At 36.9% G+C, this 17,219-nt stretch carries 12 protein-coding genes; all 12 read left to right on the forward strand.

Annotation, left to right across the window (positions count from 1 at the left end):
* The 12 genes from OLD84_RS08555 (at position 1) to sigE (ending at position 17,186) form a co-directional block, all read left to right on the forward strand.
* The gene (locus tag OLD84_RS08555; protein ID WP_209461429.1) at positions 1–2,253 is read left to right on the forward strand and encodes a penicillin-binding protein; all 2,253 of its coding nucleotides are present in this window, start codon (positions 1–3) and stop codon (positions 2,251–2,253) included.
* Between the two features lie 98 nt (positions 2,254–2,351).
* Entirely contained in the window at positions 2,352–4,283 is a 1,932-nt protein-coding gene (locus OLD84_RS08560; RefSeq protein WP_209461428.1) for a stage V sporulation protein D, read from the forward strand.
* Between the two features lie 134 nt (positions 4,284–4,417).
* The gene (locus tag OLD84_RS08565) at positions 4,418–5,893 is read left to right on the forward strand and encodes a UDP-N-acetylmuramoyl-L-alanyl-D-glutamate--2,6-diaminopimelate ligase (RefSeq protein WP_209461427.1); all 1,476 of its coding nucleotides are present in this window, start codon (positions 4,418–4,420) and stop codon (positions 5,891–5,893) included.
* 2 nt (positions 5,894–5,895) lie between these two features.
* Entirely contained in the window at positions 5,896–7,260 is a 1,365-nt protein-coding gene (locus OLD84_RS08570; protein WP_209461426.1) for a UDP-N-acetylmuramoyl-tripeptide--D-alanyl-D-alanine ligase, read from the forward strand.
* Between the two features lie 36 nt (positions 7,261–7,296).
* Complete coding sequence (gene mraY, locus OLD84_RS08575; protein ID WP_209461425.1) at positions 7,297–8,283, forward strand: phospho-N-acetylmuramoyl-pentapeptide-transferase; 987 nt, start codon at positions 7,297–7,299, stop codon at positions 8,281–8,283.
* Complete coding sequence (murD, locus tag OLD84_RS08580) at positions 8,280–9,629, forward strand: UDP-N-acetylmuramoyl-L-alanine--D-glutamate ligase (RefSeq protein WP_209461424.1); 1,350 nt, start codon at positions 8,280–8,282, stop codon at positions 9,627–9,629. Before mraY ends, murD begins: the two co-directional genes overlap by 4 nt.
* 84 nt (positions 9,630–9,713) lie before the next feature.
* Complete coding sequence (spoVE, locus tag OLD84_RS08585) at positions 9,714–10,826, forward strand: stage V sporulation protein E (RefSeq protein WP_245301414.1); 1,113 nt, start codon at positions 9,714–9,716, stop codon at positions 10,824–10,826.
* Positions 10,827–11,075: 249 nt separating this feature from the next.
* Entirely contained in the window at positions 11,076–11,867 is a 792-nt protein-coding gene (locus OLD84_RS08590) for a cell division protein FtsQ/DivIB (protein WP_209461423.1), read from the forward strand.
* Positions 11,868–12,314: 447 nt separating this feature from the next.
* On the forward strand, positions 12,315–13,595 hold the full coding sequence (ftsA, locus tag OLD84_RS08595; protein ID WP_209461422.1) for a cell division protein FtsA: 1,281 nt from the start codon (positions 12,315–12,317) through the stop codon (positions 13,593–13,595).
* A 112-nt stretch (positions 13,596–13,707) separates the two neighbouring features.
* The gene (gene ftsZ / locus OLD84_RS08600; RefSeq protein WP_209461421.1) at positions 13,708–14,835 is read left to right on the forward strand and encodes a cell division protein FtsZ; all 1,128 of its coding nucleotides are present in this window, start codon (positions 13,708–13,710) and stop codon (positions 14,833–14,835) included.
* A 689-nt stretch (positions 14,836–15,524) separates the two neighbouring features.
* Positions 15,525–16,445 carry a sigma-E processing peptidase SpoIIGA gene (gene spoIIGA / locus OLD84_RS08605; RefSeq protein WP_209461420.1) on the forward strand — a complete coding sequence of 307 codons (921 nt, stop codon included), beginning with the start codon at positions 15,525–15,527 and terminating at the stop codon, positions 16,443–16,445.
* 21 nt (positions 16,446–16,466) lie between these two features.
* Positions 16,467–17,186, forward strand: a complete 720-nt coding sequence (sigE, locus tag OLD84_RS08610; protein WP_209461419.1) for an RNA polymerase sporulation sigma factor SigE — start codon at positions 16,467–16,469, stop codon at positions 17,184–17,186.
* The last annotated feature ends 33 nt before the right edge of the window (positions 17,187–17,219 follow it).

The following is a 17,219-nucleotide window of genomic DNA, read 5'->3' on the forward strand; positions in this document are numbered from 1 at the left end:
ATGAGAAAAAATAAACAAACTCACCTCATGGCTGGAATTCTAATTGTATTCTTTGCAGGAGTCTTTTTGATACTAACAGGTCGTTTCATGTATATACAGGCAACGGGGGAAATCAATGATGTTTCATTAGAAGAATGGGCAGATCAAAAACGGACAACTTCCCATACGTTAGATTCCGAACGTGGTGGGATTTTTGATAATAATGGAATGACACTAGCTTACGATCGGCCAACATTTCGGATATATGCAGTTGTAGATGAGTCCTATTCCAATGATTTAGAAGAACCGGTGCACGTTGATGACCATCAACAAGCTGCACAGGAATTGGCACCTATATTAGAGATGGAAGAAAGTGATATTTTAAGTCGACTTCAAAATGGAGCGGAAAACGAACAATTCCAGGTCGAATTTGGTAGCGCAGGAAATGGTCTTTCGCAACAAGAAAGAGATGACATAGTAGATTTGGATCTATCAGGCATAAACTTTGAAAAAGAAGCGGTTCGTTATTACCCAAATGGTGTATTCGCCTCCCATATAATTGGATTTGCCAGAGATTCGGAAACGGAAACGGATGATGGTGAAATAATAAGGGAAATATCTGGTGAAGCTGGTATAGAAAATGAAATGGACGATATATTAAGCGGGCAGGATGGCTATATATCCTACCAACGTGATAGGTTTAACAATAAACTAGTGGATCCAAATGAAGTCATTCAACAGCCTGAAGATGGAAATAATGTATATTTAACGATTGACCAAAAGATCCAGACCTTATTGGAAGACACATTATCCCAAGTAGAGGAAGATTATAATCCAGAAAGTATGACTGCAGTTGTGATGGATCCAAATACAGGTGAAGTTATAGCGATGAGTAATAGACCAAGTTATAATCCTAATGATCCTTCTGATGTGAAAAACTGGTATAATGATGTCATCTCCAATCCATTCGAACCTGGATCCACTGTTAAAATGTTCACATGGGCAGCTGCGATAGAAGAAGGAGTCTATAATGGAGATGAAGAATTTAGCTCCGGAAGTTACCGTGCGAACGAACAATTAGACCCCATTCATGATCATAATAACGGGGATGGTTGGGGATCCATTTCATACGATGAAGGATTTATTCGATCATCGAATGTTGCCACAGCTAAGTTATTATGGGAAAAGATGGGGGCTGAAACGTACTTAGAGTATATAGAAGCGTTTGACCTGGATAAAGAAACAGGAATTGATTTACCAGGGGAAGTAGCTGGTGATGTTTTATATAACTGGCCACTGGAGAAAATAACAACCTCTTTCGGACAAGGTAGTACAATGACGCCTATCCAGCAAATGAAAGCTGCTACAGCAATTGCAAATGATGGTGAAATGTTACAACCATATGTGATTCAGTCAATTGTTGACTCGTCAACAGGAGATGTTATCGAAGAGAAATCGCCACATGTAGTTGGTGATCCAATTTCAGCGGATACTTCAGAGGAGGTTAGAAGACTACTTGATGCTGCGGTTAATTCAGAAAATGCAACAGGAGCGAAATATAGCTTAGATGATTATACAGTTGGTGGAAAGACAGGTACAGCACAAATTCCAGGTTCAGATGGAACTTACCAAACTGGTCGTGAAAATCTTGCCTTTTCATTTTTAGGAATGGCTCCAATAGATGACCCTGAAATGATGATGTATGTATCAGTTAAGCAACCAGAACTCGCGAGCACGGATGTTGGATCAGATCCTGTTGCGTTTATATTTAATAATGTCATGGAAAATAGCTTACATTATTTAAATATAGAACCTGATAAAGGTGTAGATTCTTCAGTCGAGCAAGTTGAAATACCAGGTCTTGTGGGTAAAGATTCCTCTAACGCCGAACAAACATTGATTGATCTTGGTTTAAGGGTTGCAACGATTGGTTCAGGTGAAATAGTTGCTGCTAATGTAGAAGAAGGTGATGAAATACTCCCTAATGACCGCGTTATATTAGTTACAGACGAACCCACAATGCCAGATGTAACTGGCTGGTCGTTACGGGATGTAATGGAACTGGCAAATTTACTACAACTAGAGGTCGAAGCGTTTGGACATGGCTATGTTGATACACAAAGTATGGAAGAGGATACTCCTATAGATGAAGGTGACTATCTAGGTGTGGAATTAATACTTCCAGGTGAGAATAATACCGAAGAAGAAATAACGGACCATGAAGAATCCGAACAAAGTGATGCTCCCGAAGATGAATCACTTGATACAGAATAATAGAAAAAAAGTTTTTTATCTAATGTTAAACAGTGTTCTATTCAGTTTTTTTACTTCATATAGTTGATACAAGCCTACCTATGAAAAGGGGATGGAAAATGAAACGTGTATCTACTTTTATAGTAAAAAAACGAATAGTCATTGTTTTTCTTTTTGGGTTACTAATTATGGGTATAATGGTGTTTCGATTGGGGTATGTTCAATTTGTTCTTGGTGATGAACTAATGGAAAAAGCAGATGAATCTTGGAGTAGGGATATAACCTTTGAAGCAGATCGAGGGACCATTTTGGACCGAAATGATGAGGTATTAGCAGAAAATGTTTCTGCGCCCTCTGTTATGGTTGTACCTCGACAAATTGAAGATCCAGAAAGTACTGCTGAAAGTTTAGCTGGCATTTTGGATTTGTCAGTTGAGGAAGCTTATGCGTACCTTACAGAAAATCAAAATATCGTATCCATACACCCAGAGGGTAGAAAAATTGACGAGGATCAAGAAGGAGCCCTTCGAACACTTAATATCGATGGCGTTTATCTAGCTAAAGATTCAAAACGCCACTATCCAGATGGCGATAATTTATCACATGTATTAGGTTTTACTGGGATTGATAATCAGGGTTTGATGGGGTTAGAGTTATATTATGATGATAACTTAAAAGGCGAGCAAGGTAGCCTTTCCTACTATTCAGATGCAAAGGGACATCGGTTAGATGAGCTTGCAGACAATTATACCTCTCCAGTTGATGGATTGAATTTAAAGACGACTGTCGATTCAAAAGTACAAACTATTATAGAGCGTGAATTGGACTTAGCTGTATCTAAATATAATCCGGATGGTGCTCTGGCAATTGCTGTAAACCCAAAAACAGGAGGAGTTCTGGGAATGTCAACCAGACCAAATTTTAGTCCAGAAAATTATCAAGAAGTGGATGCTTCTATTTTCGACCGGAATTTGCCGATTTGGAGTACGTATGAACCAGGATCAACTTTTAAAATAATTACGTTAGCTGCAGCCCTGGAAGAAGGTGTTGTAGATTTAGAAGAAGACACCTTTGATGATGACGGAGCTATATCTGTAGGGGGAACGGATCTACATTGCTGGAAAACTGGTGGACACGGTGAACAAACGTACCTTGAAGTCGTACAGAATTCCTGTAACCCAGGATTTGTTAATCTTGGACAAGAATTAGGAACGGAACGGTTATTTACGTACATTGATAATTTTGGATTTGGGGAAGAAACAGGAATTGATTTGCAAGGAGAAGGCAATGGGATTCTTTTTAATCCAGAAAACGTTGGCCCACTAGAATTAGGTACAACATCTTTTGGTCAAGGAGTCTCTGTTACACCTATTCAGCAAATTATGGCGGTAGCTGCAAGTGTGAATGGTGGCTACTTGTATGAACCTCATATTGCTCAGGAATGGGTGGATCCGATTACGGAAGAAACGGTAGAAAGAATGGAACCGAATCTAAAAGATAGAGTCCTCTCAGAATCCACATCTGAAGAAATCCGTCATGCATTGGAAAGTGTTGTTGCACAAGGGACAGGCAGACCTGCATATGTTGATGGATATAGAGTTGGTGGAAAAACGGGAACAGCACAAAAAGTAGGTCCTGATGGAACCTATATGGAAAATAATTATGTTGTTTCATTTATGGGATTTGCCCCTGCTGATGATCCAGAAATAGTTGTATACCTTGCTGTAGATAATCCAAAAGATACAATACAATTCGGTGGAGTAGTGGCAGCCCCGATCGTTGGAACCGTGATTGGAGACAGTTTGCGTGCATTAGACGTCGAACCACGTACAAGTGGTCTAGATAAAGACTACCAATGGCCAGAACAACCGAGAGTTGAAGTTCCTGATCTAGTTGGTTTATCTACAGGTGATTTAGCTGAATTCATGACAAATTTATCAATTGAGACAAGTGGATCAGGTGATCATATTATCGATCAAGCGCCAAGTCCAGGATCACACGTTGAAGAGGGGTCGACAATGAGAATTTATTTATCCGATGAAGAAAATTAATGGTCGTGTATCCAACTAAAGTTTGCTATAATAATGAAGGAAATTAATCTTAGAAGAGGGTGGTTCCGCCCTCTTAAAAAATGAAGTAAAACAGAATAGATATGTTGGATAAATCTGTAGATAGGATGTTGTTAATGAAATTAACTGAAGTTCTTTTAAGTTTGACGTTCTATGAAGCTACCTCATCTATTGAAGGTATTGAAGTTAATAACATTGAAATTGATTCACGTAACGTGAAACCGGGAAGCCTTTTTGTATGTATTGATGGTTTTACAGTAGATGGTCATGACTATGTGCAACAGGCAGTTGATAACGGTGCGATCGCCATTATCGCTGAAAAAAAAGTGACGTCCTCAGTTCCCACTATTTTTGTTCCCAATAGTTCTAGAACGCTAGCCATGCTTGCAGTTACGTTTTATAACAACCCAACTCGTACTATTCCTCTAATAGGCGTTACTGGTACAAATGGAAAAACAACTGTAACTTATTTATTAGATACAATTTTCAATAAGCATCATAAAAAGACAGGTGTAATTGGTACCATCCAAATGAAAATAGGGGAAGAAATTTATCCGATCGAGAATACTACGCCGGATGCCCTTCTTTTGCAACAATCATTTAAAAAAATGCTTGATCAGCATGTAGATCAAGCTATTATGGAAGTTTCGTCACATGCACTTGATATAGGTAGGGTTTACGGTTGTGATTTCGATATTGCGATTTTCACAAACCTTTCCCAGGATCATTTAGATTATCATAATAGTATAGATGATTATTTGCGTGCAAAAATTCTTTTGTTTGCTCAATTAGGGAATACTTATCATGAAGGCACCCAAAAATATGCTATTATTAATGAGGATGACCCTTCAAGTAAGCTTATTAAACAAAGTACTGCACAGCACGTTCTAACATATGGTTATAAAAACGATGCAGATGTAATGGCAACACATGTAAAGTTGCATGCTGAAGGAACATCTTTTCTTCTGTGGACACCTATAGGTACAATAGATATCAATAGTAGACTCATAGGCATGTTTAATGTATATAATATGTTAGCCGCTAGTGCAGCAGCTATTGCTAGCAATGTTCCATTAGATATCATCAAATATGCGCTAGAGAGTATTAAAGGGGTAAATGGACGATTTGAACCTGTTGCTACAGAACAACCGTATGCTGTCATTGTCGATTATGCACATACTCCAGATTCACTAGAGAATGTATTAGCAACGATGAAAGATTTCGCAAAGAAAAATATATATGTTGTAATTGGATGTGGTGGAGATCGTGATCGAACAAAACGTCCACTCATGGCAACTGTCGCATTACAATATGCAGATCATGCGATATTTACGTCTGATAACCCGCGTTCTGAGGATCCACAATCCATTTTAGATGATATGATAACAGGGATAGATTATGATAGAAGGAAGTATGAAGTAATTGAGGATCGGAAAGAAGCGATTTATAAAGCAATAGAACATGCACAAGCGGATGATATTGTGCTAATTGCTGGTAAAGGTCATGAAACATATCAGCAGATTGGACACGTGAAATACGATTTTGATGACCGGAGAATAGCGGAAGAGGCAATTCGAACGAAGGAGAAATAGATATGTTATTTACTACAAGATGGTTATCCTCCATTTTTACTGATTTCAATAGGAATACAGATGAGCCAATTGCAATTGAAGAAGTCTTTACGGATAGTCGTGTACAAGTGAAAAATGCTTTATTCGTCCCGATAATTGGTGAAAATTTTGACGGACATCATTACCTGAAGCAGGCTATTGCCAATGGAGCTGTAGCTGCTTTATGGAATCGGGAGACAAGCCTACCAGAATCCCTCCCAACTGATTTCCTTGTGTTCTATGTGGACGATACAATAGGTTCTTTGCAACAATTGGCTACCAATTATAGAGATGAAATTAATCCAATTGTAATTGGAATTACGGGATCCAATGGAAAAACAACTACAAAGGATCTCGTAGCTTCTATGCTCAAAGAAGTTTATGAAACCCATTATACAAATGGTAATTTCAATAATCATATCGGCCTGCCGTTAACGATTTTATCAATGCCAAGAAACACGCAAGTACTAGTATTGGAAATGGGGATGAGTGATTTTGGAGAGATTGATTTATTATCCAAGATAGCCACGCCAGATCATGTTATGATAACCAATATTGGTGAATCCCATATTGAACATTTAGGATCTAGAGAAGGAATAAAAGAAGCAAAAATGGAAATCACGAATGGTATGAAGACAGATGGATTGGTATTTATTGATGGGGATGAGCCATTATTAAAAGACATCCATAAGCAGAAAAATTGTATTACATGTGGCTTTCGTGAGGATAATGATGTAATTATTCAAAACGTCGATGTTAGGCTTAACCATACAAATTTTCAACTTGCAGACGGAAATGCGTATATGGTTCCGTTACTTGGAAAACATCATGCATTAAATGCAGCTCTTGCTATAGCACTTGGAGAGCGTTTAGGAGTTAATTCGGAGCGGAGAAAGAATGCATTGCTTTCCTTACAGCAAACAGGCATGCGTTTTGAAATGGTTAGAGGCATGAATGACGCATCGATTATTAATGATGCATATAACGCGTCACCGACCTCTATGAAAGCAGCAATTGACGTGGTTAAACAGATGGATGGCTTTGTAGAAAAAGTGCTCATTCTAGGGGATGTGTTAGAATTAGGAGAACATTCTGAAGAGATGCACCGTTCTGTAGCAAGTCATATTGATGCTCCAATTACGGCAATATTAACATACGGAGATGAAGCAGCTTATATTTCTGAAGCAGTTAAAGAAAATAACCCATCGTTATATTGTAGTCACTTCCATTCAAAAGAAGAACTAATATATGCGCTTCAACCTTATTTAAAAAGAGAGTCATTACTTTTATTCAAAGCTTCAAGGGGATTACAATTTGAATCATTTATCAATGAAATTATACATCCATAAATTGTATGGACGGTTATTGTACGAGGAGGAAATAAAGTGAATATAACTATATTATTGATGACAATTGCAATAGCATTTTTAATTACCGTCCTTTTGTCTCCACTATTTATCCCGTTTCTAAGACGTTTAAAGTTTGGACAAAGCATTAGAGAAGACGGCCCAGAGTCACATTTAAAGAAGACTGGTACCCCAACAATGGGGGGGCTAATGATTGTTTTTGGTATCGTCATCACAGCGATTATAATGGCTAGTAAGGTAAGTCAAGATGGAATTGGTTACGAGCTTTGGCTATTATTAATGGTTCTGGTAGGATTTGGGATTTTAGGGTTTCTGGATGATTTTATTAAAGTAGCAATGAAACGGAACTTAGGATTAACTTCGAAACAAAAATTATTGGGACAAGTTGTTATAGCACTTGTATTTTATTATATTTTACAAAGTCAGGACTTTCCTACATATATTCAAATACCTGGTACCACTATTCAATGGGAACTTGGATGGGTATATGCACTACTAATTATATTTATGCTAGTTGGTTCATCGAATGCAGTTAACTTAACGGATGGTTTAGATGGATTATTGGCAGGGACTGCTGTTATTGCTTTTGGAGCTTTCGGTATCTTGGCATGGTCTAGTTTTGCATCAGTAGAAGTTACGATTTTTGCTTTGGCTGCTGTTGGTGCATTGCTTGGATTTCTGGTGTTCAATGCACATCCAGCTAAGGTGTTTATGGGAGATACCGGTTCACTCGCATTAGGTGGTGCAATAGCAGGAATAGCTATTTTAACAAAAATGGAAGTTATTTTAATTATTATTGGCGGTGTGTTTGTAATGGAAACACTCTCCGTTATTATCCAGGTTATTTCGTTTAAAACAACAGGTAAAAGAGTGTTTAAAATGAGCCCATTACATCACCATTACGAATTGATGGGATGGTCCGAATGGCGGGTAGTAACCACCTTTTGGTTAATAGGACTTGTTTTTGCGGCTCTTGGTATTTATATTGAGGTGGGGATAGGTTGAAAAAATTAACAGATTTTAAATATTCTCATGTTCTTGTATTGGGATTGGCGAAAAGTGGTACAGCCGCAGCTAAATTATTATTGGCTAATGAAATAGAAGTACGTGTGAACGACATAAATGCAGAGGAAGACGAGGAGTCTGTCATCGCTTTAAGAGGAATGGGAGCGGAAGTAATTGTCGGTTCCCATCCAATTCACGTTTTAGATGATATTGAAGTTATTGTAAAAAACCCAGGTATTCCATATGAAAATCCAGTTGTGAAAGAAGCACAACAGAGAGGGATACCGATTATTACGGAAATTGAACTCGCTGGTCAGTTAGTAGATGAGTCCATTATTGGAATAACCGGTTCTAATGGAAAGACGACAACGACAACATTAATAGAAGCGATGTTAGCTAAGAGCAATCAACCCGTTAAGGTTGCTGGTAATATCGGTAATGTAGCCACGGATGTTGCGCAAACCTTAACGAAAGGTGAAAAGCTGGTACTGGAACTTTCTTCCTTTCAATTGTTAGGAATAGAGAAGTTCAAACCAGGCATTGCTGTCTTATTGAATATATATGAAGCACATTTGGACTATCATAAAACATTTGAAAACTATAAGAATGCCAAACATACTATTTTTAAAAATCAGATGAATGAAGATTACCTCGTCTATAATAGGGATGATTCAACTTTGGTTGATGCCGTGAAGAAAGCAAAGTCTCAAAAAATTCCATTTTCAGTAATGCAGCGAGAGGAAAATGGAGCATGGGTTGATGAGACTAGTATATACTTTAAGGATGAAAAAATAATAGATCGTGAATCTATTGTACTAGTAGGTAAGCATAATTTAGAAAATATTGTAGCTTCCATTGCTGCCGCTAAACTTAGCGGTGCTTCGAATGAAGGGATAAGGGAAGTATTAACAACGTTTGCAGGGGTGAAGCATCGCCTGCAATTTGTTGATACGATTAAAAATAGAGTATTTTATAATGATTCCAAAGCGACTAATATGCTGGCAACGCAAAAGGCACTTACATCTTTTGCACAACCCGTTATATTATTGGCTGGTGGCCTAGATCGTGGAAATGACTTTACCGATTTAATTCCATATCTTAAGAATGTCAAAGGAATGGTAGTTTTCGGAGAAACAGCAGAGAAATTAAAAAGCCTTGCAGAAGATGCTGGGGTTGCTACGACAGTGATGGCTAAAGATGTACAACAAGCAGTAGAGACAGCGTATTCTATTTCTCAGGAAAATGACGTGATATTACTATCACCTGCTTGTGCAAGTTGGGATCAGTACAGGACTTTTGAAGAAAGAGGTAATATGTTTATACAAGCTGTGCATACATTAGTGTAGGGGGCTTGTTTTTAACAGTCATAAATGAACCTTATTAAACGATAAAACACCCCTCGTCCATTTTATAGGAATAGGGGTGTTCTTTTGTTTCGCAGAATATTTAATGACCAGAATAAGCCTGATTATATATTGTTGGGTGTCATATTTTCTTTATTAATCATTGGTGTTGTCATGGTGTATAGTGCCTCCTATGTATGGTCTGATTATAAATTTGATGATGCATTCTTCTATGTGAAAAGACAATTGCTTTTCGCAGGTGCTGGATTAGTAGCTATGTTAGTCATTATGGTTATTCCATATAACACGTGGAAAAAATATGCTAACTTAATATTGTTAGTCTGTTTTATTTTGCTTTTTTTAGTATTAATTCCAGGTATCGGGATGGTTCGTGGCGGAGCGCAAAGTTGGATAGGTGTTGGTGCATTTAGTATTCAACCTTCTGAATTTATGAAATTAGGCTTAATCATTTTTTTGTCAGCATATTTGGCTACAAATCAAAAATATATCACATCATTTAAAAAAGGTTTTTTCCCTTCTATGATCTTAGTATTTACTGCTTTTGGCTTAATCATGCTCCAACCTGACTTGGGGACAGGAGCCGTACTTGTACTTACATGCATGTTAATGATTTTTACAGCTGGGGCAAGGATGACCCATTTTCTTGGACTAGCTGCTTTAGGTCTAGCAGGATTTGTGTTTTTAATCGCTTCTGCACCTTATCGAATTAGTAGAATTACAGCGTTTCTTAATCCATGGGAAGATCCTTTAGGTGATGGATTTCAGATTATTCAATCACTATATGCAATAGGTCCAGGTGGTTTAATGGGGGTCGGTTTCGGGCAAGGTTTACAGAAATACTTTTATTTACCCGAACCTCAAACAGATTTTATATTTGCTATTTTGGGTGAAGAGTTTGGTTTTATCGGGGGTACGATTGTAATTGGATTATTCCTTTTGTTACTATGGCGTGGGATTAGAATTTCTTTGGAAGCACCTGATTTGTTTGGCCGCTTTTTAGCATTGGGGATTGTAGCTATGTTAACGATTCAAACGATGATGAATATAAGCGTAGTGATTGGCTTGATTCCAGTAACTGGAATAACATTACCATTTTTGAGTTATGGTGGTTCTTCTTTAACATTAACATTATGTTCGGTAGGAATCCTGTTAAATATTAGTTATTATTCAAAAATTTAACATTTATTACCCACTATTATTAAATTGGAAAATATTTAAAGGTTTTTTTCGTAAAAAATATTACGAAACTAGCCATGTAGACTACATGTTAAGGTGCAATTTGTGATATAATTTGTTTAGTATGATAAAAACGGCATTTTTGTTGCTGTTTTTATCTGACACGTTACAGCATTATAATAGAATATAGCCTTTGCCAGTCTTGATGTGTCACATTTACTCTAACAATTTTTTACAAGGGAAGAAATAGGGATGAGCAAAAAGAAAATTGTTTCGATCGAGGATCGTATTCCAAAATTGAAACAAGCACGCAAAAAAAAAGCGAATCGGCGTTTAATATTTTATCTATCTATTTTCTTCATTTTAATATCAATCATTGTCTATCTACAATCACCTTTAAGTCATATCCAAACAATAAATGTGACAGGTAATTCATTTTTTGATGATGAAGAAATTATTGCACAGAGTGAGTTAACAATGAGCACGAATATATGGACGATTAACACCTCAGATATTACACAAGCTATGAGTGATAATCCAATAATTAAATCTGTTGAGATCAGCAGGAAATTCCCTTGGACAGTAGACATAATAGTAAATGAACACCAACGTGTAGGATACGTTGAAGAAGAAAGTAATTTTCATCCCATTCTTGGAAATGGACAAATATTACATGAAATGGAGCAAGATGCGATAAGTGGTGATGCACCACTATTAGTAGAGTTTACAGAAGAGGAATATTTACATAGAATGGCCATTGAACTTCAGGAACTATCAGACAGTATTTTGAATTTAATTTCGGAAATTCATTGGAATCCAACTGATGATAACCCAAATGATATTTGGCTTTATATGAATGATGGATTTATGGTGAGTGGAACGATAAGGGATTTTGCTGATAGAATGCAAGTCTATCCATCTATCATTTCTCAACTGGATCCCGAAGATAAGGGCGTTATCCATATCGGGGTAGGTGCTTATTTTGAATCATTTGAAAATGATAATGATGAGGATAATCAGATGGAAACATCGACAGAAGAATAAACTTCTGCAACTAAATCGTAGAGGAAAGTCATATTTTTTGACTAGGTTACGAACTTTTTTAGGAAGAGTAAGAAAGTCTTAAAATTTTCTAACTGCTTAATAGCTAAGACTGTGACGTCCTTGAAATAGAAAAGCACTTATTCTGTGTGCGAAGGCTCCTATCTTGTCCTGGGACTGTAATTACTCGTCCCGCCGAAAACAAGTGTCGTGGTAAGTAGGGCTAAGGATTCGGCCGTAAAACTAGGCGATAAGCCAATTTTTCTAATAAATATGTAATAAAACAAAGAAAAATAAAGGAATTTTATAATTTTTGAAGAATTACCTATATATATTTCCTTTTTTTCGTATATTCCTATAAAATATTAAATTATAGTAGATTCATAGTTTGGATAGTAGATTAAACATCTAAGATTTATTAGATGTTGCTGAATTAGGAGGTGCCTTTCTTTGAACAACAGTGACGTACTAGTGAGCCTTGATATAGGGACATCAAAAATTAAAGTAATAATTGGAGAAGTGTTAAATGATTCGTTGAATATAATTGGAGTAGGTACTGCCAAATCTAATGGTATGAAAAAAGGTGCTATTGTAGATATTGATCAAACCGTACATTCGATTAGGAATGCAGTTGAACAAGCCGAACGCATGGTAGGAATGGAGATTGACCGCGTGGTCGTAGGCATTAATGGAAATCACATTCAATTGCAGCCTTGCCATGGTGTGGTAGCTGTTCAGAGTGAAGACCGCGAAATTGGAGAAGAAGATATTACAAGAGTAATTGATGGAGCTCAAGTTGTTTCCATTCCGCCAGAACGAGAGATCGTTGATGTAATACCGAAGCAATTTATTGTTGATGGTTTAGATGAAATAAATGATCCTAGAGGTATGATTGGTGTCCGTTTAGAAATGGAAGGAACAATTATTACTTGTTCAAAAACTGTTTTGCATAATACATTGAAATGTGTGGAACGAGCAAATTTACAAGTATCTGATATTTGCCTACAGCCTCTTGCATCGGGGACTATTGCTTTATCAGCCGATGAAAAGAATATGGGGGTAGCTCTTATAGATGTTGGTGGTGGTTGTTCTACTGTATCTATCTTTGAAAATGACCATTTAGCATCTACCAGTGTTGTTAATCTGGGTGGAGACAATATAACAAAGGATTTATCCATTGGTCTTAGAACATCAACGGAAGAAGCAGAGGACATAAAATTAAATTATGGACATGCATTTTATGATACTGCACGGGAAGATGAAACATTTGAGGCTTCTATTATAGGTAGTGATACAAAACAATCCTATAATCAGTTGCAAATTTCTGATATGATTGAAGCAAGACTAGAAGAAATCTATGCATTTGCAGATAGGGAAATTCGAAAAATGGGTTACCAACAATTACCTGGTGGATATGTTTTAACAGGTGGTATAATGACAATGCCTGGCGTTTCTGAACTTGCACAGGATCTATTTCACTCGAATGTACGTATTGCTATACCGGATTACATAGGTGTTAGAGAGCCACAGTTTACAGCAGGTGTAGGGATATTGCAATTCGCCTATCGTAATGCGAAAATACAGGGAAAAGAATTATTCCCCTCTGTTATCGTTAATCCAAATGAGCAAAAACCCAAGAAAATAAAAAAACAGCCAAAATCTAATGATTCGAAAGAAAAAAAGAAAAAAGAATCCGGAATTGCTAATTTATTTAAATATTTCTTTGATTAGAGGTTATTACTAGATTTTAAGATAGTTATGAAGCAAATGTTTTGTCTTTTTAAATTATCTTATAATTAGCTACCGGTACTCTTGTTATTTTGCATATTAGGAGGAACGGAATATGTTAGAGTTTGATACAAATATGGAAGAACTAGCATCAATTAAAGTCATCGGTGTTGGTGGTGGGGGAAATAATGCTGTCAACCGTATGATTGAGCATGGCGTTGAAGGTGTTGAATTTATTGCTGTTAATACTGATGCACAAGCATTAAATTTATCAAAAGCAGAAGTTAAACTACAAATAGGTGGCAAGCTAACACGTGGATTAGGTGCAGGTGCCAATCCGGAGGTTGGAAAAAAAGCAGCTGAAGAAAGCAAAGAGCAGATTGAAGAAGTATTAAAAGGTACAGATATGATATTTGTTACAGCTGGAATGGGTGGAGGAACCGGAACTGGGGGAGCATCGGTTATCGCTCAAATTGCTAAAGATCTTGGTGCACTAACAGTTGGGGTTGTCACTCGTCCATTTTCGTTTGAAGGAAGAAGACGATCAACACAGGCAATAAGTGGAATTGACGAATTGAAAAGTAGTGTCGATACATTAATTGTTATACCGAATGATCGCCTACTAGAAATTGTTGATAAAAACACACCAATGTTAGAAGCATTTCGAGAAGCAGATAATGTACTAAGACAAGGTGTACAAGGTATTTCAGATTTAATTGCAAAACCAGGTTTGATAAATGTGGACTTTGCAGACGTGAAAACGATTATGCTTGATAAAGGATCGGCACTGATGGGAATCGGTATTGCAACTGGTGAAACACGAGCAGCCGAAGCGGCTAAAAAAGCTATTTCATCCCCATTGCTTGAAACTTCTATCGACGGGGCGCATGGTATTTTAATGAATATTACAGGCGGTACGAATTTAAGCTTGTATGAAGTCCAGGAAGCAGCCGATTTAGTTACTTCAGCTGCTGATAATGAAGTGAATGTTATCTTTGGTTCTGTTATTAACGATAACTTAAACGACGAAATTATTGTAACAGTTATAGCTACAGGATTTGATGAATCTACACAACAAGAAGATAAGAGACAACAACGTCCTACCATAAACCATAAACAGCAGGCTGCAACGAGAGAACCTGAGGATTCACCAAAAGAAACAGCGCAGCAACAACATCCGAAGCAAGAAGAAGAAACGTTAGATATACCTACGTTCTTAAGAAACCGTAACCGCAATAGGTAAATAATAATATATAAAGTAAAGAGCAAACCAGTAGCCAATGCGCTATTTGTTTGCTCTTTTTTTATTTCATACACCAGGAAACTATAGAATTTAAAAGCTGTGGATAATTTAGTTACTGGATTAGCCACGTCCGGATCCAGCGCTCAGCGACTAGCGCGACTTCTTTCACCTCCATACGATAAAGAAGACTTGCCGATTGGCACCGCCAGAGGCTTAGTCGCACTTATACCCTTGGGGTGAAAAGAAGACTTGCCGATTGGCACCGCCAGAGGCTTAGTCGCACTTATACCCTTGGGGTGAAAAGAAGACTTGCCGATTGGCACCGCCAGAGGCTTAGTCGCACTTATACCCTTGGGGTGAAAGTCAACATCGGCTTACTTGTCTTAAGGAAGGCCGACTAAAACCGGGCTTGCGCTCAGGCGTCGGCATACCCCTATGAAGGGGCATGTTTCCTTTATCACCTAGTCCGTACGTCGCTAACCGGGCGCTTGCACCTTTGTTGCTTTTTTCGCTTTTTAATCCACTGCTGCACACTGCTCATTTACTACGACAAACTCCCTTATAACTAGTTAAAATTAGCGCTTCTTTGCATACAAGGTACGACAGACTTTGCTTGTAAACTCAGGTATACTTCCTTTAAATCATTTATTTCATTATAAAAATTATTTCTCTAGGAAAGGAAGAAGACGGTGACCATATATCTTGATGCTGTCTGGACATTGAATTTTTTTCTGGACATGATGCTTTTATTGCTCACGCAAGCATTAGCAAGAGACAGCACAAGAAAAATCAGAATTATATTCGGGGCATTTATCGCTTCATTACTTGTGCCATTATCAATCTATTTTCCAGATTCTTTCTTTAATAGTGTGATTGGCAAATTCATTTATTCCGTAATTATTATATGGAGTGCTTTTGGTTATGTATCCATCTATCGAATGATGAAGTTGCTTCTTTTATTTTATTTCACATCTTTTGCAATAGGGGGTGGCTTAATAGCTATACATTTCCTTGTACAAAATCCGATTGGTATGTCCACAAACGGATTTCTAACATTTAATGGCGGATATGGTGATCCAATTAGTTGGATTTTTGTTGTCATTGGTTTCCCCTTAATGTGGATATTTACAAAAGTACGTATGGACAAGCATGTAGGAGAAAAGATTCGTTATGATCAACTATATCCAGTTACCATTCAATTAAAAAATAAACGTTATACGACGACTGGATACATTGATAGTGGAAATCAGTTAGTGGATCCAATAACTAAAAAAGCCGTAGTTATTTGTGATGAGCTATTTTTAAAACAATGGTTTACAGAAGATGAATGGCAATTACTGAAATCAGCTAATGAAAGTCTTAATTTCGATAGCCTTCCAAAAGAATGGGAGAACTATATTCAAATAGTGCCTTATCAAGGGGTGCAAGGGAATAATACGTTTTTATTAGCCTTAAGACCAGATCAATTAATTGTATATTATGAAAATCAAATAATCAGCACAAATAAAATCTTAATCGGCATTCAGTTTGCCAGTTTAACAAAAGACAGAAGCTATCATTGTTTGCTACAGCCGCAAATTATTAAGACAGCAGCTGTACAATCTGCATAAGCATAGAAGGAGAGATGAACGATGAAATCATTGAAATTACGTTTTCGATTAACGTGGTATAAAACATTAATGAAGTTTGGTATTAAACCTAAAGAAATATACTATATTGGTGGAAGTGAAGCGTTACCTCCTCCGCTTTCCAAAAAAGAAGAGCAAGAATTGTTGGAACTATTACCAAAAGGTGACAAGATGGCAAGGGCTATGTTAATTGAACGCAATTTACGTTTGGTTGTTTATATCGCTCGGAAATTTGAGAATACAGGTATAAATATAGAAGACTTGATCAGCATTGGTACAATTGGTCTTATTAAGGCTGTTAATACGTTTAATCCAGAGAAAAAAATTAAGCTGGCTACCTATGCATCCAGGTGTATTGAGAATGAAATTTTAATGTACTTACGAAGAAATAATAAATTAAAATCAGAAATATCTTTTGATGAGCCTTTAAACATTGATTGGGATGGAAATGAATTATTATTATCAGATGTGTTAGGAACAGAAGTGGATATTATAACAAAAAATCTGGAAACGAATGTGGATAAAAGCTTATTAAAGAATGCTTTATCCCAGTTAAATGATCGAGAAAAACAAATTATGGAATTACGATTTGGATTGATTGGAGAAGAAGAAAAAACACAAAAGGATGTAGCGGATATGCTGGGCATTTCTCAATCGTATATTTCCCGTTTGGAAAAAAAGATAATAAGGCGGTTAAAAAAAGAATTTAATAAAATGGTCTAGCCTTGTTCCTCTAAGAAAATGACTTGATTTTAC

The sequence above is a fragment of the Virgibacillus natechei genome, from assembly GCF_026013645.1.
In the GTDB taxonomy this organism is placed as follows: domain Bacteria; phylum Bacillota; class Bacilli; order Bacillales; family Amphibacillaceae; genus Virgibacillus_L; species Virgibacillus_L natechei.

What these genes read in the sequence shown, in the direction of transcription:
- OLD84_RS08560 (WP_209461428.1), top strand. Translation starts at nt 2,352, where the DNA reads ATGAAACGTGTATCTACTTTTATAGTAAAAAAACGAATAGTCATTGTT.
- OLD84_RS08555 (WP_209461429.1), top strand. Translation starts at nt 1, where the DNA reads ATGAGAAAAAATAAACAAACTCACCTCATGGCTGGAATTCTAATTGTA.
- OLD84_RS08570 (WP_209461426.1), top strand. Translation starts at nt 5,896, where the DNA reads ATGTTATTTACTACAAGATGGTTATCCTCCATTTTTACTGATTTCAAT.
- OLD84_RS08565 (WP_209461427.1), top strand. Translation starts at nt 4,418, where the DNA reads ATGAAATTAACTGAAGTTCTTTTAAGTTTGACGTTCTATGAAGCTACC.
- OLD84_RS08590 (WP_209461423.1), top strand. Translation starts at nt 11,076, where the DNA reads ATGAGCAAAAAGAAAATTGTTTCGATCGAGGATCGTATTCCAAAATTG.
- ftsZ (WP_209461421.1), top strand. Translation starts at nt 13,708, where the DNA reads ATGTTAGAGTTTGATACAAATATGGAAGAACTAGCATCAATTAAAGTC.
- sigE (WP_209461419.1), top strand. Translation starts at nt 16,467, where the DNA reads ATGAAATCATTGAAATTACGTTTTCGATTAACGTGGTATAAAACATTA.